Origin of the sequence: Natronolimnohabitans innermongolicus JCM 12255 (assembly GCF_000337215.1) — an archaeon.
Lineage (GTDB): Archaea > Halobacteriota > Halobacteria > Halobacteriales > Natrialbaceae > Natronolimnohabitans > Natronolimnohabitans innermongolicus.
The window spans coordinates 1-22,721 of sequence record NZ_AOHZ01000107.1; the positions used below are offsets into that span (position 1 = coordinate 1).

Annotated in this window: 21 protein-coding genes; 7 read left to right on the plus strand and 14 right to left on the minus strand. The window is 60.2% G+C overall.

Annotated elements, in window-relative coordinates:
* Positions 1 to 75 precede the first annotated feature (75 nt).
* From C493_RS22885 to C493_RS22895, 3 genes are read right to left on the minus strand one after another with little or no spacing between them, the layout of a single operon-like run.
* Positions 76 to 582, minus strand: coding sequence for a hypothetical protein (locus tag C493_RS22885; RefSeq protein WP_152421223.1), 507 nt, complete (start codon positions 580 to 582; stop codon positions 76 to 78).
* 2 nt (positions 583 to 584) lie between these two features.
* A complete protein-coding gene (locus C493_RS22890) occupies positions 585 to 1,670 on the minus strand; it encodes a hypothetical protein (RefSeq protein WP_152421224.1) in 1,086 nt (361 codons plus the stop codon).
* A gap of 46 nt (positions 1,671 to 1,716) precedes the next feature.
* Complete coding sequence (locus C493_RS22895) at positions 1,717 to 2,346, minus strand: hypothetical protein (protein WP_152421225.1); 630 nt, start codon at positions 2,344 to 2,346, stop codon at positions 1,717 to 1,719.
* Positions 2,347 to 3,348: 1,002 nt separating this feature from the next.
* Here C493_RS22895 and C493_RS20955 point away from each other — a divergent pair.
* Positions 3,349 to 3,735: an HVO_A0114 family putative DNA-binding protein gene (locus tag C493_RS20955; protein WP_007261501.1), complete on the plus strand. Its 387-nt coding sequence runs from the start codon at positions 3,349 to 3,351 to the stop codon at positions 3,733 to 3,735.
* Positions 3,736 to 3,987: 252 nt separating this feature from the next.
* Here the strand turns inward: C493_RS20955 and C493_RS20960 are convergent, their stop codons facing one another.
* Positions 3,988 to 4,383, minus strand: coding sequence for a PIN domain-containing protein (locus C493_RS20960; RefSeq protein WP_007261502.1), 396 nt, complete (start codon positions 4,381 to 4,383; stop codon positions 3,988 to 3,990).
* On the minus strand, positions 4,380 to 4,619 hold the full coding sequence (locus tag C493_RS20965) for an antitoxin VapB family protein (RefSeq protein ID WP_007261503.1): 240 nt from the start codon (positions 4,617 to 4,619) through the stop codon (positions 4,380 to 4,382). The genes C493_RS20960 and C493_RS20965 overlap by 4 nt, the downstream gene beginning before the upstream one ends.
* 151 nt (positions 4,620 to 4,770) lie before the next feature.
* On the opposite strand from C493_RS20965, the gene C493_RS24325 reads away from it, so the two are divergent.
* Entirely contained in the window at positions 4,771 to 5,007 is a 237-nt protein-coding gene (locus tag C493_RS24325; RefSeq protein WP_449289435.1) for an HVO_A0114 family putative DNA-binding protein, read from the plus strand.
* A gap of 509 nt (positions 5,008 to 5,516) precedes the next feature.
* Here the strand turns inward: C493_RS24325 and C493_RS20975 are convergent.
* Positions 5,517 to 6,182 (minus strand): helix-turn-helix domain-containing protein, encoded by a 666-nt coding sequence (locus tag C493_RS20975; protein ID WP_007261505.1) that lies wholly within the window; start codon positions 6,180 to 6,182, stop codon positions 5,517 to 5,519.
* Between the two features lie 375 nt (positions 6,183 to 6,557).
* On the opposite strand from C493_RS20975, the gene C493_RS20980 reads away from it, so the two are divergent.
* Positions 6,558 to 6,983, plus strand: a complete 426-nt coding sequence (locus tag C493_RS20980; RefSeq protein ID WP_007261506.1) for an EamA family transporter — start codon at positions 6,558 to 6,560, stop codon at positions 6,981 to 6,983.
* 994 nt (positions 6,984 to 7,977) lie between these two features.
* Here the strand turns inward: C493_RS20980 and C493_RS20985 are convergent.
* From C493_RS20985 to C493_RS21000, 4 genes are all read right to left on the minus strand, one after another.
* Positions 7,978 to 8,760: a protein sorting system archaetidylserine decarboxylase gene (locus C493_RS20985; protein ID WP_007261507.1), complete on the minus strand. Its 783-nt coding sequence runs from the start codon at positions 8,758 to 8,760 to the stop codon at positions 7,978 to 7,980.
* 59 nt (positions 8,761 to 8,819) lie between these two features.
* Positions 8,820 to 10,958, minus strand: a complete 2,139-nt coding sequence (locus C493_RS20990; protein ID WP_007261508.1) for a PAS domain S-box protein — start codon at positions 10,956 to 10,958, stop codon at positions 8,820 to 8,822.
* 115 nt (positions 10,959 to 11,073) lie between these two features.
* Complete coding sequence (locus C493_RS20995) at positions 11,074 to 13,938, minus strand: DEAD/DEAH box helicase (protein WP_007261509.1); 2,865 nt, start codon at positions 13,936 to 13,938, stop codon at positions 11,074 to 11,076.
* A 183-nt stretch (positions 13,939 to 14,121) separates the two neighbouring features.
* Positions 14,122 to 14,820 carry a hypothetical protein gene (locus C493_RS21000; RefSeq protein ID WP_007261510.1) on the minus strand — a complete coding sequence of 233 codons (699 nt, stop codon included), beginning with the start codon at positions 14,818 to 14,820 and terminating at the stop codon, positions 14,122 to 14,124.
* A gap of 241 nt (positions 14,821 to 15,061) precedes the next feature.
* Here C493_RS21000 and C493_RS21005 point away from each other — a divergent pair, with 241 nt between their 5' ends.
* Together C493_RS21005 and C493_RS21010 are read left to right on the plus strand one after the other, a co-directional pair.
* Positions 15,062 to 16,003, plus strand: coding sequence for a PGF-CTERM sorting domain-containing protein (locus C493_RS21005; RefSeq protein WP_007261511.1), 942 nt, complete (start codon positions 15,062 to 15,064; stop codon positions 16,001 to 16,003).
* Positions 16,004 to 16,100: 97 nt separating this feature from the next.
* Positions 16,101 to 16,349 carry a hypothetical protein gene (locus C493_RS21010; protein ID WP_007261512.1) on the plus strand — a complete coding sequence of 83 codons (249 nt, stop codon included), beginning with the start codon at positions 16,101 to 16,103 and terminating at the stop codon, positions 16,347 to 16,349.
* Positions 16,350 to 16,354: 5 nt separating this feature from the next.
* Here the strand turns inward: C493_RS21010 and C493_RS23190 are convergent, their stop codons facing one another.
* The 4 genes from C493_RS23190 to C493_RS21025 form a co-directional block, all read right to left on the minus strand.
* Positions 16,355 to 16,528 carry a hypothetical protein gene (locus C493_RS23190; protein WP_161606924.1) on the minus strand — a complete coding sequence of 58 codons (174 nt, stop codon included), beginning with the start codon at positions 16,526 to 16,528 and terminating at the stop codon, positions 16,355 to 16,357.
* Between the two features lie 152 nt (positions 16,529 to 16,680).
* On the minus strand, positions 16,681 to 17,349 hold the full coding sequence (locus C493_RS21015) for a cytochrome c biogenesis CcdA family protein (RefSeq protein ID WP_007261513.1): 669 nt from the start codon (positions 17,347 to 17,349) through the stop codon (positions 16,681 to 16,683).
* A gap of 185 nt (positions 17,350 to 17,534) precedes the next feature.
* The gene (locus tag C493_RS21020) at positions 17,535 to 18,113 is read right to left on the minus strand and encodes a TlpA family protein disulfide reductase (RefSeq protein WP_007261514.1); all 579 of its coding nucleotides are present in this window, start codon (positions 18,111 to 18,113) and stop codon (positions 17,535 to 17,537) included.
* Between the two features lie 2 nt (positions 18,114 to 18,115).
* Positions 18,116 to 18,949: an SCO family protein gene (locus C493_RS21025; RefSeq protein ID WP_007261515.1), complete on the minus strand. Its 834-nt coding sequence runs from the start codon at positions 18,947 to 18,949 to the stop codon at positions 18,116 to 18,118.
* A gap of 410 nt (positions 18,950 to 19,359) precedes the next feature.
* On the opposite strand from C493_RS21025, the gene C493_RS23280 reads away from it, so the two are divergent.
* Complete coding sequence (locus tag C493_RS23280; protein ID WP_007261516.1) at positions 19,360 to 19,536, plus strand: hypothetical protein; 177 nt, start codon at positions 19,360 to 19,362, stop codon at positions 19,534 to 19,536.
* A 1,856-nt stretch (positions 19,537 to 21,392) separates the two neighbouring features.
* Positions 21,393 to 22,598: a Cdc6/Cdc18 family protein gene (locus tag C493_RS21030; RefSeq protein ID WP_007261517.1), complete on the plus strand. Its 1,206-nt coding sequence runs from the start codon at positions 21,393 to 21,395 to the stop codon at positions 22,596 to 22,598.
* Positions 22,599 to 22,721: the final 123 nt, after the last annotated feature.

A 22,721-nucleotide genomic window follows, 5' to 3' on the forward strand; every position in this document is an offset into this window, starting at 1 on the left:
CTAACGGACACCGCTGACGCGGTGTCCTTGCTCTCTTCGATTTCACAGCGACAGCTGACCAGTATCAACAATCTCCTACAGAAGAGCGTCCTCCTTTAGGGTTACAGTGAGATACTGAACGTGATTCACTTCCTTATCACTATGGCCAATCTGTTCCAAGAGTTCCGCCTCATGACCACCAACAACATCTACAACTTTATTGATCCTTGTAGGCCAGAGATCGCTATTTTCACCACTTGGTTCACATACTACGAAGCAAAGATTTGCTTCTCTCCGATTAGTCTCGGCGAGTAGTATGTCTGCAGGGTTTTGAGAAACTTCACACAATGGATCAGTAAACCGGACTTCATACTCAGTCCGATAGCCATCCTCATTATCAGGATGAAACGCATCCTTCACTGCTTTGAAAACTTTGAATGCAGGTTTTATCTCGTTCGTGAACTCTGACCTAACGAGTTCTAATGCTGAGTCATGACTGATGTCATTATATTCTTCTTCGTATTGGTCTCGAAACCGCTCCTTGTCATCTTCTAAAAGATCAGCGAACGAATTAGAAGAATCAACGGTTTCGGGACCCTTCATCATTAAACCTCCATGGGTTCGCAATCAGAGTCGAAGTGGTCTTGAACGAAATTGAATACCCGGAATTGGGGATCAATATCGTTTCCGTCTATCGGATATACTCGGATACTCTCCCAATTGCCTTCGATCTCAGTTCTTCCAAACTTATCTTCATCGATCACTTCTGCACTAAATCTAGTATCTGTTGGGCTTGAAAACTCAGATAGTCCAAATTTCCATCGGTCTTCAGAAAGTCGGGATTCAAATCCTTCCAGTGGAGCTTTTGAGATCGGACTATTCAGGTCAATCTCCCACGGTTTCGATGACGAGATCTTCTGATCTGGATTAACTCCACTTTCAACAGAATGCGCACCACCGGAATTTATTGCGCGCTTCAGAATAAGCTGACGCTCCTTTTGCGATTGGAATAGATCCCAAGCCCTTGTTATAGAGCCTTTCTGATGTGTGATTATTCCCTCCTGTTTCAGACCAAATTTGTACTGATCGGGCCTTTCAAACCGTATGTTTGTAGGGAGGATACCATACTTCTTCCTCATCTCCTTGTATGTTTTCCTTCCATCAACAGCCCAATAGGTCATCGTTCGAGTAACATCTTCTCTCTTCTCCGCAGGGACGTCAGAATACTTAGATCGATGTCCCGTAAAGAACGGTATAATCACATCTGGATCGTCTCGAACAATACGAGCTCTCATGGAATCCATTTCTTGCATTGATATCCAGAAACGACCGATATTTGCCTGAGAAACTATGAATCTCTCAATCGTATCGGGCATTTCTTCGGATATGTTGGCAGTGGTGATGAATATAGGAAAATCATCATCATAGTAAACATAATAAGGGATAGCTCTACCATTGCTATTAGCTGAAAGTAACTCCAGATTCTCCTCATTTTCTTCCCAAATCCGCTCAAAGTTTGATTCGATCTCCGAGAAGAACTCTCTTCTTGTATTGAAATTATTAACAGATCCAATTATGTTGACATTCCTTCCAACATCATCAAGGACATCATTCCGATCAATATATTCGAATAAATTCCGCTCATTGGAGAAAGTTTGCCCGCTAGCATCTAGGAAATCAAATTCGGGCATAGATCGTGAAGTCCGGTTTCTGTATATGTAATATCACCAGAGGAACTTAGTCTCTACTATCCTCGAGTGGATCGGCCTCAGTTGGATCGTCGTTGACTGAATCTCCATCGGTCGCATCATCGTCAACTGAATAATCGTTGACCGAATCGTCTTCTAACCAATCTTTGCCAAAGAGTGACTTCCGTTCATTAGCTAAATCCTCTATCTCGTCCCATAGCTCATTTTGATCAACTTCTGGGATATCATCATCTGCTCTCACTGAAGAAATTATACCTTTATAATTCAGAGCTTTTGTATAGAATTGAACTACCTTTTGTATATCATCCGATTTGAGTAGCCCGATATTATTGACATTCGATTCGAATACTAGTGTTGGAATTGATTCTGTAGGGGGCATTTCTTTTGGCTTTAGATAGTCTTCTGTTGAGGCTGAAGGTTTACCTCGAGAGTTCATCGTGTCCTTGCAGGTCTCGATTCCATTCATTCCCCTAATTTCCGACTTCAAGGCCCGCTTTAGCTTGATTCGCTCAACTCGTTGTTTAACAATATATGTGGCAAGTCCACCTGTTAAAATCGTAGCTGCAATTCTAAGCCAGTCTGGAACCCATGAGAACCAACCTAATATCGATCCACCATTCTGGGTCGTTTCATTTGCTGCCTGAATTAGGAAATCCATCTTATGGAAACCTTGAGTCGTGCTTGAATAATAAGACATGAGATAGACGATGGAGGTGAGTGAAAGACCCCCGTTTCATGTGCTTCAACTGGAACTCATGTACGGAGACAGGGGGAGGGCTGTAATTTTTTTGTGCTGTCCCCTTGGGGACAGTGCGGAGGCGGGACGGTTGATTTGTGACCTCGGCCGTAGCCACACCGAATAGTCACGCCGCCAATCTGTCTCACCCTCGAGCGGGGTGACTCACGGTCGGCCGAAGCGGTCGCACCACAACTCAGCCGATAGAGCGAGGACATCGAACCTCGAGATCGCCCGCGAACACGGAAATCTCACTCCTGCGGCAGTCGAGGAATTCGGTGGTCCCTCGAGCAGCCACGCCAGCCGCAGGTGCAAACAGGTAGCTCGGGACGGCCTTCTCGAGCAGATCGTGACCGGTCTCTAATACCTGACGGCCTCTCACTAAGTTAGTTGTTCCTCTAGAAGTATGATTACGAGTTCCCTGTGGGGAGCCCATCAGAAGTCGTCTTCTGTGGAAGATATTTCTTCATTATCAGGACTGCAGTAAATACCCTACGTATTCTATCGATTTTGATAGTCCATTCACCGGGAGACCGTCTAGAACGGTGGAGCTGCTCTTAGAGAACGTGGGTATTCCGACAGCTACGATCGCTTTTGAAACTCGAGAGAGTACTGCAGTGCCCGGATTACAGGTCAGCGACCTCGCAGCAGACGCCTGGGTTCGAAACGGGCGGAAATCAGACTGTGGGCTGACTGTAAAGCAGAGTCCGCAACTGCAGTTCACAACGGAGTAGCGCTGTTACTCGTGTTGCGTCGCCGGAACTTACCAGCCGCATGGAACTCAGTACCCTCAAAGAGGAATCGCCGCTCCCTGGGACACCCATCAACCTAAATATATATCCACAGGGCCGATAAAACTACAGCTATATCTCCCCTGTGGAAAAGTTACGCCAGCGATCCAATGGCGACCGAGAGAGCACACCGATGTCCGAATTCGAAACCAACAACACGTCGATCCCCGATCCGAACGATTTCGACCTCGAGGAGGCCGACGTACCGTCACGCCTCGAGTACCGAACTGCATTCGAAGAGGCGCTGACACAGCACGGCTTCCCGGATACGCTCGTCCTGTCCCGCGAGCGGGCGGAAGACGTCTTCCACGACCGACGCCTCGAGATCCTCGACTACCTGACGGACCACGACCCGCACTCGGTTCGCGCGCTCGCCGACGAACTGGGGTACGACAAAGGTGCCGTGAGCCGCGACCTCCAGACGCTCGCCGGTCTCGACGTCGTCGAGTACGTCGAACGCGGCCGTGCGAAAGCGCCGCGACTCAAACACGAACACGTCGTTATCGAACCGGTCGTCTGACTCGATTCGAGAGTTCATCGTTCTCGTCGCTGCGTTGCATAGTCGGTGGACGTTGCCGATCGGACCATCAGCACACTGAGGAAACGTGACACCCTCCGCGAAATGGTTCTGCCCGGTGGCGCCGTGAGTGAGCCGAACGCCGTCAGGGAGCACGTCACGCGGCCGTCGACGCCTTCAGCGAGGAGGGCCACGGCGTTCCGACGCGAGAACCGGAGATCGACTACTGACTGACGCCAGCGACCGAGAACTGAGTCAGTAGTCCGTCACGTCGACGACCGCCGTCGTTTCCGGGTGGGTGAGATCGCTATCGCTCGAGACGACCGTTGCATCGCGGGTTCGACCGAGCGCTGCGACGAGCGCGTCGACGCCGTCGAGAAACGGACCCTGTGGGCCGATTTCGTCCGCAATTCGCGCGGCCTCGATCGAGAGCTCTCGATCGACTTCGTAGACGTCGATCCAGGCGAGGGCGTCGATCGCCCGATCGACATCACCCGCTGGGAGGTTGCCGATCCCGACGATCGTCTCGGCGTAGGCCGGTGCGGGAGTGCTCCATCGTTCGTCGTCCCCACCGTTTGCCTCGTAAAACTCCTTCGTGGCGGGCTCACCGTTGAGATAGTCGATAAGGAAATTCGCGTCGAGAACCTTCATGGATCGCCGAGCCGTCGCATCCGTTCGCGTCGTTTTTCAGTCGCGTTCTCGCGGCCCTCACGAAGGCGATCAGCCTGCTCGTCCGAGAGGATACCGAACCCGTCGTCGAAACCGGCCTCGGAATCTTCCAAGACCCGCTCGAGGACGTCGTTGTAACTCTCGTTCTCTCGCTTTCGCCGCTCGAGTTCGCGTTTCACACGGTCACTGATCCGGATCTGCTCGTTTGCCGCACCCATGTGTTGACATCAGTGTCGACGCTACTTCGGCTTTTGGTTACCGCCAGCGGTATCGTGAGCCGCGATTGCCGGACGCTCGCCAGTCTCGATCGTCGAGTCCGTCGAAGAAAACCGTGCGAAAGCGCCGCGATTCAAACACGAACACGTCGGTATCGAACCGGTCGTCTGGCGCAGTTCGAGACCGTCCGCTCGTTCTCAACGTCATGCGACAGACCTCCCAGAGAGCAGTCGCGAACTCGCCCGCCTCGTCGATCGGCACCCGCCGAAGGTGTCCCAGAACGTCGCCGAACTCGCCGACTACGGACTGCAATCCATCGAGCACGGCCAGTACTCAGGGGGAAAATGCGCAGCTACTGTAACGATTCCCGGAAACTGTGTCACTACATGACCGGAGAGAGACGCCACTGAAAGCTCGTAGACGAGCCCACCCCCTGAAACTGCTCGCCCGCCGATAGCGCGGTCAAGCTTCCGGCGGCCCAGTTCTCTCTCCTGACGATCTCCCACCGGAACGCGACCGCTCTGGAGACGCGTGCTTCGAGCACCCCGAAATGCACTCAACCGATCCAGACAGAGGGGTGTGCGAACTGGGCAGGAAAACCTATTGTGATACATATATAACACTAGAACATGGATACAGATAACCTGAACTCGGGAACGGTACCCGATTTTTCTTTTCGTATCCTCGCACTTTGCATAGTCTTCCTCGTAGCCTCGAGAGTTGCTATGGGGTGGGTATACGAGTTTATTTCTAACGGAAACTGGTTGGCTGGTATCTCGGGTGGTATACTCGCGAGTCTTCTCGCCTATTGGCTCTACACGATCGCCGTCGACTCTCCGAGTGAGGAATAACACTCCTCCCTACTGGGATGTGAGTTACCGGCACCGAATAGCCGGTGATCAATCTGGCTGTTCACTGTCATCCATCAGGGACGAAACGATGAGCCGTTTCGTCCCGCGCCGGAGGAGACCACTGGCTGCGGGTTCGGAGATATCCAGCGTAGCGGCGACCTCGCTGAGCGTTGCGTTCCGTGGGTCGTCGAAATACCCTGTCTCGAGTGCGACGAGGAGTGCCTCTCGTTGGCTCTCGGTCAACCCCGCGTCCGTATCCCCTAAACTAGCGTAGTCGTTTACGCGCAGTAACTCGATAGCGATGTCGTTCTGTTCTGCATAGTCCCATACCGGGGCCAGATTCGTCCGGTCGGGCATCCATACCGTTAGAATCCAACCGGTTCCGTCGTTCTCCATGTCGAGTATGACGCCGTTCGCGGCCGAAATAATCGGTGAGACGATCTTCGCTTCGTCCGTATACTCGAAGCGATAGATCGCCTTCTCGTCTCTGGTTTCGATAACGCGTTCGAACTCGCCGATGGTGTGATCGTTCCGCAATCCGTCTTCGAACTGGGTGAAATCGGGAGACTGAACGCGGTAGAAGAATTTTCCCGATGTCGGGTCAGTTCCCGCCTCTAACACCGACTCGACGTTCGAACTCCGGTCGTGAGCGACTGTCTTTGTGAGCACGATATCAGGGTGCTCGACTCGGACGACGGCCGTAATATCGGTCACTGTTTTATCGAGTAGGCACCGTATGAGTATGTATATCTAGTGATGCCCGCAGCAGCATCACTCTCACTCCTGAAATAATCATCCGCTTTGCTTGCCCTCGTCGCCCTCACTGCATCCACCGAGCGACCTGCAAAAGCGATCGGAATCCACGAAATCTTCGAGACCCGGTATAAATGGATTATTCGATTAAGAGGGAGACCAATGCGGACACGGTCGGTATACGATATGTATGGCACAGAGACACCGTGTCGATGACCGGGACAGCGACACTGAGGCAACGTTCTCCCTCCTCGCCGAAGTCACCCCACCGTTCGAGACCAGTCGCTTCGAGCGTCTCTGGGCGTCGCTGTGCAACCAGTACGGTGACTCTCGATAATGGGGGTCCCCGAGATAGATTCGGCCGTGTTCTTCGGTTCGATTACGATGGTAACCTGGGGACTGTGGGTAGTCCTGGGCAACGCTGCGTCGGAGTCGATCGATCCGAGGACGGCCGCCGCGATCTCCTACCTCGTCGCGGGACCCCTTGCGCTCGGATACATCCTCGTTTCGGACGCCTCGCTTGCCGTTACTGCAAGAGGAGGGCTGCTCGCCGGCGTGGCCGGATTGTTCACCGGAATCGGTCTGATTTCGATGTACATCGGCTTCTCCGGAGGGTCAACGACCGTCGTGTCTACTCTCGGGGCGATGTACTTCGTCGTCGCGGCGCTCATCGGTATGGTCATCCTCGGAGACGAGGTTACGATAACGAGATTTGCCGGGATAGTGTTCGCAATTATCGGGGTCATCCTGGTTTCCCAGTGACATCCTTCGCGCCCTGAAGGGCGCGGGATTACCCCCGCGAGTGAGTAAAGAGGGTGCCGAGACTCCGATCGTTCGGTTCGACTCTAGAGCAAACCAAGTCCCAGCAGCGCCGAAACGACGCTGCCAACGATGCCAAGCACTGCGAGAATCGTTCCCTTTTGCTTTCTGCTCATGGTTTGAGTACGCAATTCAGGTGCAAAGAACTTCGGACGCGTTCTGTGGGCGAGGGGTGTCAACCGATAATCACGGAGCGTACTCGGAGTGCGAACAATCACACGTGCCGTGAGTCCCGTAGCGAACGGGAAGGACAGGTGATCGATTACCCGTTGCGCTACGCAGTCTGTCTGTAGCCATCAACGAACATCAGTACGACAAAGACTGCGATCGCGATGAACAGCATTAGCCCCCCCGCCGTAGTCAGCCCCGAAGACACGCCAGGCGATAACAGCTGTAAGCGCCGAAATCAGGCACATCACAAAGAGACGCTTGTCGGAGGGAGTGGCCATACATGACAGTAGTTTCCAACCGAACAGATACGTTCTAGAATTAACCGCGTTCATCGAAAACGGCCGTGCGAAAGCGCCGCGACTCGAGGACAAACGCGCCGACGACGGACTCGTCGAACCCGAAGACTGCAGCCGGTGATCCTGATACTGTCGGACAACAGTCAGTGCGCAGTCGGGCGTGAATTTGCGGTCGGCTCCGACGGCGACGACCGCAGTAGCGCGGCCGATCGGCAACGAGTGTTGTCCGGCAGTATGAACGACACGTCGATCCCCAGCCGAGCGATTTCGACCTCGAGGACATCGGCGTGGATCTGCCGTCAACGGCTGATAGATTACTCTTCCAGACGTAGTGCGCCGAGTAAATATGCGGGACCAACGAGCACGGCCGGTACGCGGTACTTGCATCGACTCGCTCAGTTACGCACTCGAGTACAGCCGCTATTCACAGGGCGGATGTACGGTCTACCGTAACGATTCCCCCAGAAACGTCAGGCGCGTGACTCGCCGCCCTCGTCCTCGAGTCCACCGCCATCAACGTCGGTTCCGAAGCCGAGATCGATCTCGCCGCCGACGGGCGCTTCGAGCACCACCGTTTCGCCGGCGGTCATCGAGTCTCCCTTCCCCACGGTAACGTCCTCGAGGTCGATTTCCGGTGGAAACAGGAGGTCGACCCGGCTGCCGAAGGCGATGTGACCCAGTCGGTCGCCGCGCTCGAGGGCGTCCCCGGGTTCGACGTACGGGTGGATCCGCCGCGCGAACGCGCCGGCGATCAGCGTCACCTCGAGGTCGTCGTCGGGTTCGTCGGGCCTCGAGTGGGAGCGCTCGTTGCTATCTGTGTCGCTCGAGTCCACCTCGCCCTCTCCTTCGGATTCGCCGTCGGGAAGGTTCGACGACTCGGTCGTACACCGGACGTGGACCCGCTCGTTTCGATCCGACTCCTTCGAGAACGCGGGTCGGTTAGCCCCCGAGACGTGCTCGACGTCGATCACGGACGCCTCGACGGGCGCGCGGACGACGTGGACGTGCCAGACGTTCATGAAGACGCCCAGTCGGACGCGGTCGCCCTCCTCGCGGAGGACGGAGACGTTGCCGTCGGCCGGCGAGACCACGCCGGTCGGCGGCGGCGTGCGGTCGGGATCGCGGAAGAAGGCGAGCGTCCCCGCACCGAGCGCGACGGCGATGAGGCTTATCGTGGCGCTGAACAGCAACGCAAACGGCGCGGCGATCAGCGGCGGGATGGCGTACTTCCAGGCCCCCGGCGCGAAGTTCATGTCTCAGTCCACGGCGTCGTCTCGTATGGCCGTTACGATGGGTGACCCGGAGATCGAAGCTACCGCCCCGTGCGCGCTCGCGGAAGGGTCATGTAGAACGTCGAGCCCTCCTCGGGTTCGGACTCGACCCAGATCTCGCCGTCGTGGCGCTCGACGATGCGCCGGCACAGCGCCAGCCCGATGCCCGTCCCGTCGTACTCGTCGCGGGCGTGGAGCCGCTGGAACACCCGGAAGATGCGGTCGGCCTCCTCCGGCTCGATACCGATCCCCTCGTCGCGAACCGAGAGCTTCCACCGCAGTCCCTGCCGCTCGGCGTCGACGTGGATCCGCGGGGGCTCGTCGCCCGAGTACTCGATCGCGTTCGACAGCAGGTTCTGGAACAGTTGGCGAAGCTGTCGCGGATCGCCGCGAACCGTCGGCAACTCGGCCGTCATGATCTCGGCGTCGGCCCCCTCGATCATCACCTGCAGATCCGTGAGCACGTCCTCGAAGACCGCCTCGAGGTCGACGGGCTCGAACGGTTCGCCCTGGGTCTCGACGCGGGAGTACTCGAGCAAGCCGTCGATCATATCACGCATTCGATTGGCGCCGTCGACGGCATAGGTGATGAACTCCTCGGCGTCGTCGTCTAAGTCGTCGGCGTAGCGACTCTCGAGCAAGCAGAGATACGACGAGACCATCCGCAGCGGTTCCTGGAGATCGTGACTCGCCGCGTAGGCGAACTGCTCGAGACGCTGGTTCGAGGATTCGAGTTCCTCGACGGTCTCGCCGAGGCGGCGCTCGTACTGCTTTCGTTCGATCGCGGTCGCGATGACCGTCGCGACGCTCTCGAGGAAGTCGACGTCGTGGTCGCTGAACTCTCGAGCGTCGCCGTCGTAAACCGTGAGGGCGCCCCACGGATCGTCGAGCGGACCGATCGTGACGCCGGCCCCGCTGTGAACGCCGTGGTCGGACAGCGTTTGGCCGTCGGCGGGCGGGAACCGCGAATCGCGCTCGACGTCCTCGACGACGACCGGATCGTCGGTGGCGAGGGTCGCGCCGGTCAGCGAGTGGGGGTCCTCATCGGTCGGGCGCTTCGTCTCGAACGCGCGGAGGGGGTCGTCACAGCCGACGGCGGACCGGATTCGGAACGCGTCGTCGATTGGGGATTCAGGCCCCGCTTCCGGTTCCCGTCTCGAATCCGGCCCCGGAATCGGACCCAGCTCCGGTCCTGAAGACTGGACGTTTTCGGCGACGAGACAGCACTCGACCTCGAGGGCCGCGGTGATCAGATCGGTCGCCGTCTCGAACAGATCGTCGGAGTCGGGGTTTTCCAGCGCGTAACGACCGAGATAGGCGACCGACTCGAGCTGGGATACCCTCGCGGTGAGCGACTGTTCGACCTCCTTTCGCGGCGTGATATCGCGAAAGAGGCCGACGAAGTACCGGTCGTCGTCGTAGTGAAAGTCGTTGAGCGAGACGCCGAGCGGGACCTCGTGACCGTCTTTGTGTTTTCCGGGGAGTTCGACGTAGGTCCAGTCGATACTTCGGTTTCCGGTCTCGAGATACTGCTGGATCGCGTCGAGGTGAGTCTGACGGAGCCGCGGCGGGATGATGTTGAGTTTGCTCGAGCCGACCAGTTCCGACGGCGCGTAGCCCAGGATCCGTTCGATTGCGGGGTTTGCATACTGGATGTCGCTGTTCGAATCGAGGACGATGATGCCGTCCGGCAGCGCGTCGGCCAGCGCCTGAAACGTCTGGCCGTACGTGAGACTGGAGGCTTCGGCGGTTGCCGGCGCACTCGGCTGTCGATCGACGAGGCCGACGATCCGTGGCGCTTCCTCCGCTTGCGCTTGCGCATCCGCGTCCCCCGTCGCGATCGTCTCGAGGTGGACGTCGACGGAGAGGACCGTCTCTGCTCGCGTTCGCAACGAGAGCGACGTCGAAACGGGCGTCGTCTCCGCGTCGGCGACGAGATCGGTAATCGACGGCGCGTCGGTCTCGAGCAACGTCGCAATATCGCGTTCGACCAGTTCGGCGCGACTGTATCCGGTCAGCGCGGTGAACGCGTCGTTGACGGCGTCGATGGTCCCGTCGGCCCGGACGCGAAAACCGGCGATGTCGGCCGCTGTAAGGAGTGAGTCCACTCCGAAACCGATCGGATCGTCTCGGCGGTCTGAGTTGCCAGCGGACGGCGCCGACGACGGACCGGAATCCATTGGCAGGGATTGACGAGTCGCGGTAATAAGCGCTGGGTTTGAACCGCTATACGACGGTTCTACTCGAGTTCCAAATGCGGGCGCGAGTCCACGAGTTCGAGAACCGGCGCTCGACTCAGTCCCAGAACGACTGCGTGCGGGCGTATTCGCGTTCTTTCGAGAGAATGTCCCGGTAGAACTCGGCTTCGTCCTCCCGGAGCCGGTTGATGATCTGGGCGGCGTTGTGCGGGCCGACGCCGCGGGCGGCCATCGCGATCACGGCCTGCTTGCCGTGGCTCTGGACAAGGCTTGCACTGCGGTAGGCGCGTTCGGTCATCGTCTCTTGTTCCTCGTCTTTCTCCGACGCCCGAACCGCATCCACTACCTCGTCGGCCCACGGATTCAGCGCCGCGATCCGGGTCGAACCGCAGTTGCCACACTCCGGTTGCTCCGAGACTCGTCGCACCTTCGTCTTCGATTTCCACTCCTTGCAGTGGGTACACAGCAGGATGATCCGGTCGTTCTGGATGCGCTCGCGGACGGTGTTGATAACGCTCGCGTCGGCGTTCTCCGGCGCGAGCAGTTCCTTCCCCCCGGACGAACGTCCGCCCTGTCCCACCGGCGTCCGGCCCCGATGGGTCACCAGTTCGATCTCGCCGGACTGGATTCCCTCGAGGACGGCGCTCGCCCGCTCGACATCCAGATCCTCGTGGAACACCTCGCGGATCGACTCCTGGTACATCGGCGTGTCCTCGAGCGCCGCGAGCAGTCGCTCGTTCGAGAGCCGACCCGACCCGTTGCCCTGCCAGCGCTTGAGCGCGCCGAACTTCGCCGAGACCTGCGCCAGTCGGAACGCGAGCGCGTCGGAGTTCTTCAGCCCGAGTTCGACGATCGTCTCGACGTGGTCGGGATCCGTCCCCTCGAGGATCCCCAGTACGTCGCTGGTCGCGACCGAACTCGGTACCTCGAGTTCGATCCGGTAGGGGTCGGTCTCGAGGCCGACCGACGACCCCGACTGCTGTCCGAGAAGCGACGAGAGCACGCGTCCGAGCGTCTCGTTTGCCGTGTGGCCAAAGGGCGCGTTCAGAACAACCGTCCGTCCCCGGCGCTCGAGGACGAGCCGGTCGGCCGTCGGCATCGGCGCCTCGGCCTCGACCTGGCGCTCGAGTTGCTCGCAGGCCTCGGTGAGCGTGCGTTCGTCGCCGGGGTATCGATGGGTCAACTCCCGACCCACTGCGGCCGCGTCGGCTCCCGCCGACAGCTGCGGCTCCGCGACAGCCCTGATCTCGCCGACCTCGCCCGCCACGGCCGCGGGGACGGGAATTTCCTGACCGATCCACGACGGCACCTCGCCCGCGGGGTCCTCGATCGGACTCACCTTGACCCGTCCCTCCTCGTCGTCGATTTCGGCGATGCGCCACATCTCGCCGCGCTGGATGAAGACCTCGCCGGGCTGGGCGAAGTTGACGACGAACCGCTCGTCAAGCGTGCCGATCTGGCCCCCCGAGGCGATGTCGTGGACCTCGTAGGTCTCCTCGTCGGGGATCATCGAGAGATTGGAATAGACGTACTGCCAGGTTCCCCCGGTCGTCTCGAGTCGATCCTCGCCCTCGTCGAACCAGACGATTCGGTTGCGGTGCAGTTCCGAGACGACCTCGCGGACCGTCTCCTCGGGAACGTCGCGGAAGGGGTACGCGCGCGTAACGGTATTGTACGCATCGCGGAGGTGCGTATCCCCGCGGCTCTGAACGATCCCCGGGAGCTGATTCGCCACGACGTCGAGGCTGCCCTCGTGGATCGCGGCGGGTTCGACCTCCCCGTCGCGGGCGCGTCGCGCGATCGACAGCGCCTCGAAGGTGTCGTCGGGACGCGTCGTAACGATCGTCCCGCGCGAGACCTCGTCTTGCCGGTGTCCCGCCCGGCCGATTCGCTGGAGCAGCCGGGTAACTTGCCGCGGGCTCTTGTACTGGATCACGTGATCGACCCGCCCCACGTCGATCCCGAGCTCCATCGAGGACGTACAGAGCAGGCCGTCCAGCTCCCCCGACTTGAACCGATCCTCGACCTCGATTCGGGCTTCCTTCGAGAGCGAGCCGTGGTGGACGCCGATCGGAAGCTCGAGTTCGGTAAAGCGCGATCCCAGCGCCTCCGCGGTCTGGCGCGTGTTGACGAAGATCAACGTCGACTCGTTCTCGGCGACGAGATTCCGGATCAGCCGGACGTGACTGGCGGTGTCGGCTTCGGTCATCAGTTCGCCGGCGAGTCGCTTGTCTTCCGCGGTGATCTCCGGCCGGGTAACGGTCACGTCGACGTTGCTGCCGACGTCGATCTCCCGAATTTCGCAGGGCCGGCCGCCGGTGAGAAACTGGCCGACCTCGGTCGGGTCGCCGACCGTCGCCGAGAGCCCGATCCGCTGGAACCCGCCGGCGAGGTCCCGAAGTCGCTCGAGGCCGATCGCCAGCTGTGCGCCCCGTTTCGAGGCCGCGAGCTCGTGAACCTCGTCGATCACGACGTGAGAGAGGTCGGCCAGGGCCTCCCGCAGGCGCTCGCCGGTGAGCATCGCCTGAACCGTCTCCGGCGTCGTCACCAGCACGTCCGGCGGATTTTCGGCCTGTTTCCCCCGCTGATACTGGGTCGTATCGCCGTGGCGAACGTCGACATCGAGGCCCAGATAGTCGCCCCACCACTCGAGGCGTTCGCGCATGTCTCGGTTGAGCGCCCGCAGGGGCGTGATGTAGAGCGCGCCGAACCCCTCGGGCGGACCGCCGTCGGCGTTTTCGTCGTCCACGTCGTCGGCGAGGAGGTGATCGAAGACGGGCAACATGGCCGTCTCGGTCTTTCCGCTGCCAGTGGGCGCGATCACGAGCGTGTGCTCGCCGGCCGACAGCGGCGGAATCGCCAGCTGCTGTGGTGCCGTCGGCGTCGCGAAACCGCGTTCGGACAGCGCGTCGCGAACCGTCGGTCCGAGGTGCGTAAACGCCGCGAGATCCCCCTCACTCATCGCTCCCGCCTAGGGACGAGGGCCGGATAAGCACCACGCTCGCGGCGGTCGCTTCGGTCGGCTCGCGGCGGTCAGTTCAGTCGGCCCCACGGCGGTCGCTCCGGTCGCGCTCACACCGCTCACACCGGTCGCACCGCTCTCGAGCAGGGACGCCTGCACTCGAGTGCCCCGCATTCGAGGCGGCTACGGTTCGTCGTCGCCCGGTTCGTCGTCGGGTTTGCCAGGTTCGTCGTCCGCAGTTTCGTCGGCGTCAGCGTCCTCGGCGTCGGCCTCGTCCCCCGCAGCGTCAGCCTCACCAGCCTCGGTGTCAGTCTCGTCCGCGTCAGCCGCCGTCGTCTCGAGGTCGTCCTCGCCGACCGCCTCCTCGACGTCCTCGTCGACGGCCATCTCGCCCGGTTCCGCCGGCCTGTCCTGGATCTCCTCGCTCGAGCCGGAGACGACCCGCGTCTCCCCTGGGTCGTCGGCGAGGTCTGCGTTCGCCTCCGCGTCGTCGATCGGATCGTCTGCGTCGGCGTCGGACACGTCGCTCGAGTCGGCGTCGACGTCCGAACTCGACTCGCTCGCGGCGTCGGGCGAATCCGGCTCGCCGATCGGAATTCGTCGCGCCTCGGTGGGAACGGCACCCGCGGCCCGCTCGCGAATCGGTTCGGGAACGGCCGCCGCGGTCCGCGTTCGAGCCGTCTCGAGCGGGTCGTCGGCGTCGGTCGATTCGAGGTATTTCGTGACGAGGTGGGCAACGGCGGCGGTGCCGAGCGCGACGAGGAGCAACGCGCCGACGATCGATGCGTCCGAGGGTGCATCGCTCCCGTTGCGTCCGCTCCCGTGTTCCGAGTCGTCGACTGCCGATTCGGACCGGGGGTCGAGAACCGAGCGAATGGACATACTGCGTGCTAGCTGTAGTCGCTGCAAGTCGGTTCGGGATGCCAGCGCAAGCACGCACGACCGCGAGCGAAACCGTTGCAATACGCTACCTGGAACTGGTAATCATTCGTTACTGTACGGTATGGGGTTCATAGATAATATCGTGAATGTCCTTCGCCGCAAATATGGCGAGTCCACAACGGCGGACTGACAGACGACACGGAGAACCGACTGCGACCGACCCGTCGGAGGCTAGGTAACCATGGTTCGGTCACGAGCGACCCTCGTCGCCGGGCTGATCGGCCTCTGTCTCGTCGGCGTCGTCGGCCTCGGTATCATCGGCAGCGCCGGCGCTGACACCGGTGGCGACGCGAGCGTCAGCGAGGAGGCCTACGTCGAACCCGCTCCGGAACAGGGTGAGCTCTACTACGAGGCGAGCGATCCCGACGGCAACTGGGTGAGCTACATCAACCCGCGCGACGAGTACCGCTACCCGGACCTCGGTGACGCCTCGGGCAAGCTCTGCGTCACGTTGCTCAACGAGGCCGGCGACCCGATCGTCGGCGAGACGGTTCCGGACACGACCGTCACGGTCCCGACGGGCGAGGAACTCGAGTGGCACTCGAGCGCTGATCCGATGACGGTCGAATACCCAGTGACCGAAAACTACGACCGGCCGCTCGACGCCGACCAGTTCGGTACCACCGACGACCTGCCACAGGGCGACGGCTACATGGATTCCCACTGCATCGAGATGCACAACCAGCCAGAGGATGCCACCATCGAGTACGGCGAGGCGCAGATCGACGGCGAGCACGCCGACGACATCGAGGTCGTCGGCTACATCCAGCAGGCCCACGACTCCTGGGACTCCGACGTCGATCCGATCGAAGACGCCGAGTCCTACGAGGAGGCCGGTGGCGGCTGGACGTTCCAGCCAGAACACTCCCACGGACAGGCCGTCATCGTCCTGCAACTCGACCGCGACGGCTACGACGGCGGCGTCGACGACCCTGAAAACGGCTCGAGCGACGACGGCGAGACCGCGAGCAACGAGACCGACAGCGCCGAGCCCGAAATCGAGAGCGAATCCGGCGAGAGCGACGATGACGACGGAGACGACGAGATGCCCGGCTTCGGCGTCGCCGCAGCCCTCGCCGCGCTGACGGCAGCCGTCCTCGTCGCCCGACGCCGGTCGGGCTAGACAACGGATCACTCGAAGAATCGAGTCGGCCCGACCGCTGCGACCGTGATTCCGAAACCAGTTCGATTTTTACCGCGTCCCTGAGAGCGTCGAAACGATGACGACCGCAAACGAGCGCGACGGCGACAGCGAAACCGACGACGGGCCGCGCGTTCCGATCGTCTGCCCGGACTGCGAGACGACCTCCCGCGTCCCCCTCGAGTCGGTCGCCGAGACACTCGAACGACACAACGAGGTCCGTCACGACGGTGACGACGTCGCATCGGTCGATCCGGATATCGTCGATCGGATCGCCGATCTCGCCGCAGACGATCTCGGATTTCTCGAGGACGACGTCATCGAGTGACCGACTCAGTCGCGTGTTCCGCCGAAGGAAACGTAATCGCGGAGTCGCTCGAGAATCGAGCCTGCGGACGCGCCGTCCTCCCGGTCCCGATCCCGAACGGAACGCTGGTCGCGTTTCGTCACGGTGTCGCCTTCGTCTCCCGAATCACCGAGGCGGACGTCGGGGCGTTTCGAATCCATGAGCGATGGTGGGGCAGCAAGGGAAACGAACGGACGCCTTGCGAATGAAACCTGCCGGTGGACGAAACTCGGGTGACGGGGCAAACGGCCAACGAACAACAGACAGCGAACAACGGGCAACGAGCAACGAGCAACGAACGAGCGACCGCAGCTCAGAAGACCTCGAGGACGACGATCGCGAGATACAGCTGACCGATCCCGGCGAGGATCATGACCGCGCCGGCGAGACGTTTGAGGGTCTCGCTGTGTGCGGCCAGTCGGCCGGCGCCCGCAACCAGTCCCATTCCCGTCGCGATGGTCAGCGAAACCATCAGGACGACGACGCTCCCGGCGTACGTGCCGAGAACGAGCGCCGCCGAACCGGGCGAGAGCGAGAGCGCCTGCGCGACGACGGCGACGAACAGCGGCGCGACGCAGCCCGCCGCCGCCAGCGCGTAGCCGGCGCCGAAGATCCCAAACCCGAGGACGCTCGAGCGCCGCTTCGGGAGCGCGATCGACAGCGACGGCGCGCGGTCGAAGACGACTAACAGTCCGAAGATAACCAGAATCGCACCGACGAGCGGCTCGAACAGGACGATATTCGACAGCGTCGAGTGGCCGATCCAGTAGGCGGCGACGAACAGCACGCCGAACGTAACGAGGACGCCGGCACCGGCGATGAGTCCACGACTCAGCGCGCCCGAAAGCGACGGCTCCGATCCCTCGGTCTGGCTCACGTAGAAGCCGACGTATCCCGGCAACAGCGGATACGCACACGGCGAGAAGAACGTCGCGATGCCGGCTGTCAGTGCAAACGCCAACGGGAGCGATCCATCGAACATACTCAGTTCATCTCGTCGGTATCTCGCGTTCGTTCGCTCGGTCCCCGCACGTTCTCGTCCGTGCGCTAGACTGGCTCGTATTCAACAGCGATTCCATCCCATCATACGCTCTCGATTGCATCCGTTTACACACCTCCATCCTCGACTTCCCTCGCGTCTGCGCTCCGCGTTCCGCTCTCCGGGCCTCACTCGCTTCCGTCATCGGCCTCGAGTGCAGTTTCGATTCCCTCGACCAGTTCGTCGGCGGTTTTGACCCCCGAATCAGCCCACTGGACGGTGCCCGAGGCGTCCATCGCAACCGCCGTCGGAAACGAACCCTCGAGGTAGCGAGCCGTGATTTCGGCGGTCGGATCGTGGCCCACCAACCAGTCGCCGTCGTGTTCGGCCCACCACCCGGCGAGTTCGTCCTCGGAGATCGCGCCGTTTTCGCCGACCGATTCGTTCGTGATCGAGCAAAACACCACTTCATCGCCGATCCGCTCGTTCGCTTCGGCGAGTCCCGGCATCTGATCGACACACGGGGGACACCACGTCCCGAACAGGTCGATGAACGTCGCCTGATCCGGATCGGGAATCGTGATCGTCCCGGCCTCGCTCCCGGGCGCGTCGATCGTTTCGATCTCGAGTGGTTCTCGCTGCGAGTCGTCGTCGCTGTCGTCCCCGAGAAGCGACTCCATCGAGGGAACGCCGTAGACCGCGGCCGCACCACCGCCGACGACGACGCCCGCACTCGCGATCCCGGCGAGGGCCTCTCGTCGGCGCATCGTTACTCGACCCCGACGACCGCTCGAACGTCCTCGAGGAGTTGGTCGCGATCGACCGCCTGCTCAGACTGGACGGCCCGCGGATACGCGCGCTCGACGATGCCATCCTCGTTGACGAGCGTGATGACGTTGTAGTGTGCGAACGTGTACTCTCCGTGGTCGTGGTCGTCGTGGTCGTCGTGGTCGTCGTGACCGTCACCGTCGTGACCGTCGCTTTCGTTGTGAGAGCCGTCGTCGTGGCCGTTGCCGCCATGGCTAGCATCGTCGTCGTCCACACCGAGGTCAGATTCGTACTCTTCGAGTTCGTCCATGTCTTCGGCGCGATCGAGCGGCATGTTGAACGTCTCAGTCATCAGCGACTCCGCCGTCTCGTACTCCTCCGGTCGGAGGAAGTGCCAGTTATCCGCCTCGTAGTCGATCTCTCGAGCTTCGGCGTACTCGCTGAGCGTGTCGGCCGTGTCCCGCTCGGGGTCGAACGTAAATGCGAGCAACGAGATATCGTCTTCGTACCCCTTCTCAATGGCGTCTTCCTGGGCCCACCGGAGCCGGAGAAGCAAAGCCGGACAGGCGCCGTCCGGGCACGTCGTGAAGAAGTACGTCATCAAAAACGGCCGTTCGCCGACAAGATCGTCACTCGAGACGGTCGTGTCGGCGATCGGGTCCGGCACTGAAAATGACGGAAACTCCTCGCCGTGCATGTGGAAGCTCAATTGGGTCGGGTGATCGGGCTCCGAAAGGATAGTGTCGCTGTCGTCGCCGGACAGCGTATCGAGACAGCCGGCAACACCGGCGAGACCAGCGACACCGAGCGACTGGAGGTACCTCCGACGTTCCATACTCGACGTGTGGGAGTGTACGATCAAATGTCCGTTGGTACACCAGCCGAATCTGGGACGGCCGAGAGTCGACCGATCGGTTCGTCGCGATCCGAAATCGAAATCAGTACTGCTCTCGGCCTCGGTCTCGACCGTAGACTCGAGTTAGCACGGACGGTGAGAGAAAGACGACATTGAAACGCGACGGACGCCGACGGGTCGAACGAACACACCGTCTTTCCGGTGAACGAAGGGGAAATCGGGGACAACGGGTCGGTGAGACCGGATCACCGCCACTGGGTTTCGCGTCGAATGACTATCGCAAATTTAAGATAAACTAGAACCTACCTCAGCGAAACGGAAAACGCGAGGTGACGAATCGACCGTACGACTGGTATAACTAACCCGAATTCGATACTACCGTGGTAATTATGTCCCAATCAAAACGATCGACGGTGCGGATCGACTGCCCGGAGTGTGGCTCGAAAGTCGGCACCGCCGTCCCGCCGGGACCGGGAATTCACGACGAACGCTCCCCCAACCGACTCCGCGGAACGGAAACGTCCTGCCACAACTGCGGTCACGAACTCGAGTTCTACTACTACTGATTCGTACGGGTACTGCGAGCCCGTACGGTAGTGCGTGTTGCGAGGGGTCGGTGCGGTTTGTACCGACTGTCGCTGTCTCGTCCGCTGCGACGCAGTAGCACGACTACCGCTCACGAATGGCGTGGTCGTTCGGGCCGATCGTCCACACACCGAGTTTCCGGTGTACGCTGGGACACACTACGTTTCCGGTGTATTTGCTGCGGTCCCGGTGTGTTGGGTTCGACGACGAAACTCGCTACGAAAGCGCGTATCGGGGCGAAAAGCCGTAATCGGAGCCACCCTCGATGACCGAGAGGCGCTGCGTAGTCAGCCCACATCACGAACGCGAGAACCTCGCGAACGGTAACTCGCACACACCGTGTTTCCGGTGAACGAAATCACTGATCCACTGGGAGATTCTCTCACCGTCGCTCAGGCACTGGAATACCACCTCGTCGGTAAGAGAGACGAAACCAGTAGCCAACAGACGAGAAGCCAACGGACGAGAACGCTTCGAACAGGGTGAGGACGACCGGCGGACTGACACACCACGTTTCCGGTGAACTGGGCAATAGGGACGGGACGTCTCATGTTGTTGTTTCTGACCGGTAGCTATTCGAACTAAAGAGAGAATGTGCAGGCTGAGACTGTGAACTGAAACGAACGAGGTCTAAACGAGAGACAGCGACAGCAAGCGCTACCGACCGACGGACGAAAATCGTACGCTGACCGAAGCGGACCGAAGACTGGAGAACGACCAGAGCGCGCGCACACCACGTTTCCGGTGAAACGGTGAGAACGCACCGCGGGTATCAGGCGGTCCGGGGTGTCGCTGGAATCAAGTGGTCCGGGGTGTCGCTGGTACCAAGCAATTCGGGAGGTCCAGGGACAAATGAGGAGCGCGCGCACACCACGTTTCCGGTGAAATGGGGTGAAGAGGGGTGGGGTGGGGTGGAACGGGTAAGGTGAGAGAACTGGGAGAAAAGTCGGATGTAGCAAGTGGGGATAGAGTTGTGAAAGTAAGGGGGTGAGTACGTGAGGACGGCGGTAGGAAATGCGAGGCAAAACGGAGAAAGCGCACGGGAAAGACGGAAACCGGTAAGTTAGCAGTTTCTCGAACAGCAGTAGCAGTCTTCGAGCAATAGTTTCTCGAGCCGAACAGTAGTTTCTCGAGCGGTAGAATCTACACTCGATACCAAGTCTCTATCCACCGCGTTTTGCTTATCCCATCTCTTCCACCGCTATTCGTTAACTATAAATCACTATGGGAGAAAAAGTCCATTGGGTGCTCTCCTAGAATTGGCAGTCGACGTGAGTCGACCGCTGCAATTTCACCGGAAACGAGTCTCTCCTCCCCCACCCGTATCGCGTTCACACCCGTCTCTCGCTACGCCTCTCGTTGCTCGAGCCCTCCTCGAACGTCTCGTGACTCGCTCTGTCGCTCTTTTCTCGTCGCTCCTGATTCTCCGGTCCGGTGTTTCGAAGCGTTGTTGACCGATCCACGACCTGGTGGTCGGTCGACGACTCGAGTCGGTTTCGCTATCGAAGACGTTCTCCGTTCCGTGACTGAAAACCCATTGAACGCACTGTAGACGGTCTGAAACCATCAAATGCTCTTGTTCCGTCCTCGTTCGGACTACCCCCACACCACGTTTCCGATGAATCACAACCCCCGTTTCATCTGGAACCCCCTCCCCCCATTTTCCCGTTTCACCGGAAACGTGGTGTGTGTGTGTTCCGATTTCGTCCAACCTATCTACAAAATTACATACGTCCTCGAGAACGCCGCTATACCAGTTATTCGCCCCGCTTAGCGGTTCACCCCGTCCGAGTCCAAACAGTAAAGACGTTTCACCGGAAACGTGGTGTCACTACTCATGTCGAGTTCCGGCGACGATCTGTTTACGCGCGACGACCCGATCTTCGAGAACAAGGAGTTACTCGAGATCAATCATCTCCCCGAGGAGGGACGCATCGTCGGTCGGGACGACGAAATCGCGGACCTCGCGAACGCGGTCAACCCGGCGATCTTCGGGCAGAGTCCGAGCAATCTCCTCATTTACGGGAAGACTGGCACCGGGAAGTCGCTCTGTGCGAAACACATCTCCGAGCGACTGGTCCGCGTCGCAAAAGAGGAGGGCGTCACGGCGGAGTTCGCCTACGTCGACTGCGCCCAGGATAGCACGGAGACACAGGCAGTCCAGACGATCGCCCACTCGCTAAACGATTCCGACCGGACGGACATCAAAATCCCGGACAAGGGGCTCAGCACGTCGACGTACTACAAGCGCCTCTGGACGGTGCTCGATTCGCAGTACGAGGTCGTCCTCATCATCTTAGACGAGGTCGACAAGCTCGACGACGACGACATTCTTATGCAACTTTCGCGCGCGGGCGAGGCCGGCAAACTCGAGTCGTGCAAGATCGGCGTCATCGGCATCAGTAACAAGATCAAGTACAAGGATCGGATGGACGAACGGGTCAAGTCGAGTCTCTGCGAGCGGGAGTTCGTCTTTCCGCCGTACGACGCCAACCAGCTTCGGGACATCATGCAGGCCCGGAGCGACGCGTTCAAAGACGGCGTCCTCCAGCCGTCGGTTATTCCGCGGGCGGCCGCCCTCGCGGCCCGCGAACACGGGGACGCGCGCAAGGCGATCGACATTCTCCGCTACGCAGGCGAGATCGCACAGTCAAACGGCAGCGAGCGGGTTCAGGAGGAGTACGTGGTCCAGGCCCGCGAGCGGGCCGAAACCGACCGGTTTCGGGAACTCATCCGCGGCTCCACGCCGCACTCGAGGTACGTTCTCCAGGCCCTCGCAGTGCTCGCGCTCAACACGCCCGACGAGGACGGCTTTCGAACGACCCGGATTTTCGACGTCTACGAGGAGATCTGTCGGCAGGAGGGTTCGGATACCCTCTCCTTACGCCGCGTCCGAGACCTCCTGAAAGAACACGCCTTCCTCGATATCATCGAACAGTCCCGCCAGAGCGGCGGGAGCGCCGAGGGGAGCTACACCGAACACCAACTGCTCGAGGATCCCGACGTCGTCCGGAAGGTGCTCGTCGAGACGGACGAACCGTAGTTTCTGTCGCTCGCTTGGGCGTCGTTTCCCTCGCTCACTTCGGTTCTCGGCAGCAGCGCATCCGTCACCCCCTCCGCTCTCGCCGCCAGTGCTCTCGTCCGCAACTCCCCTTTCACCGGAAAC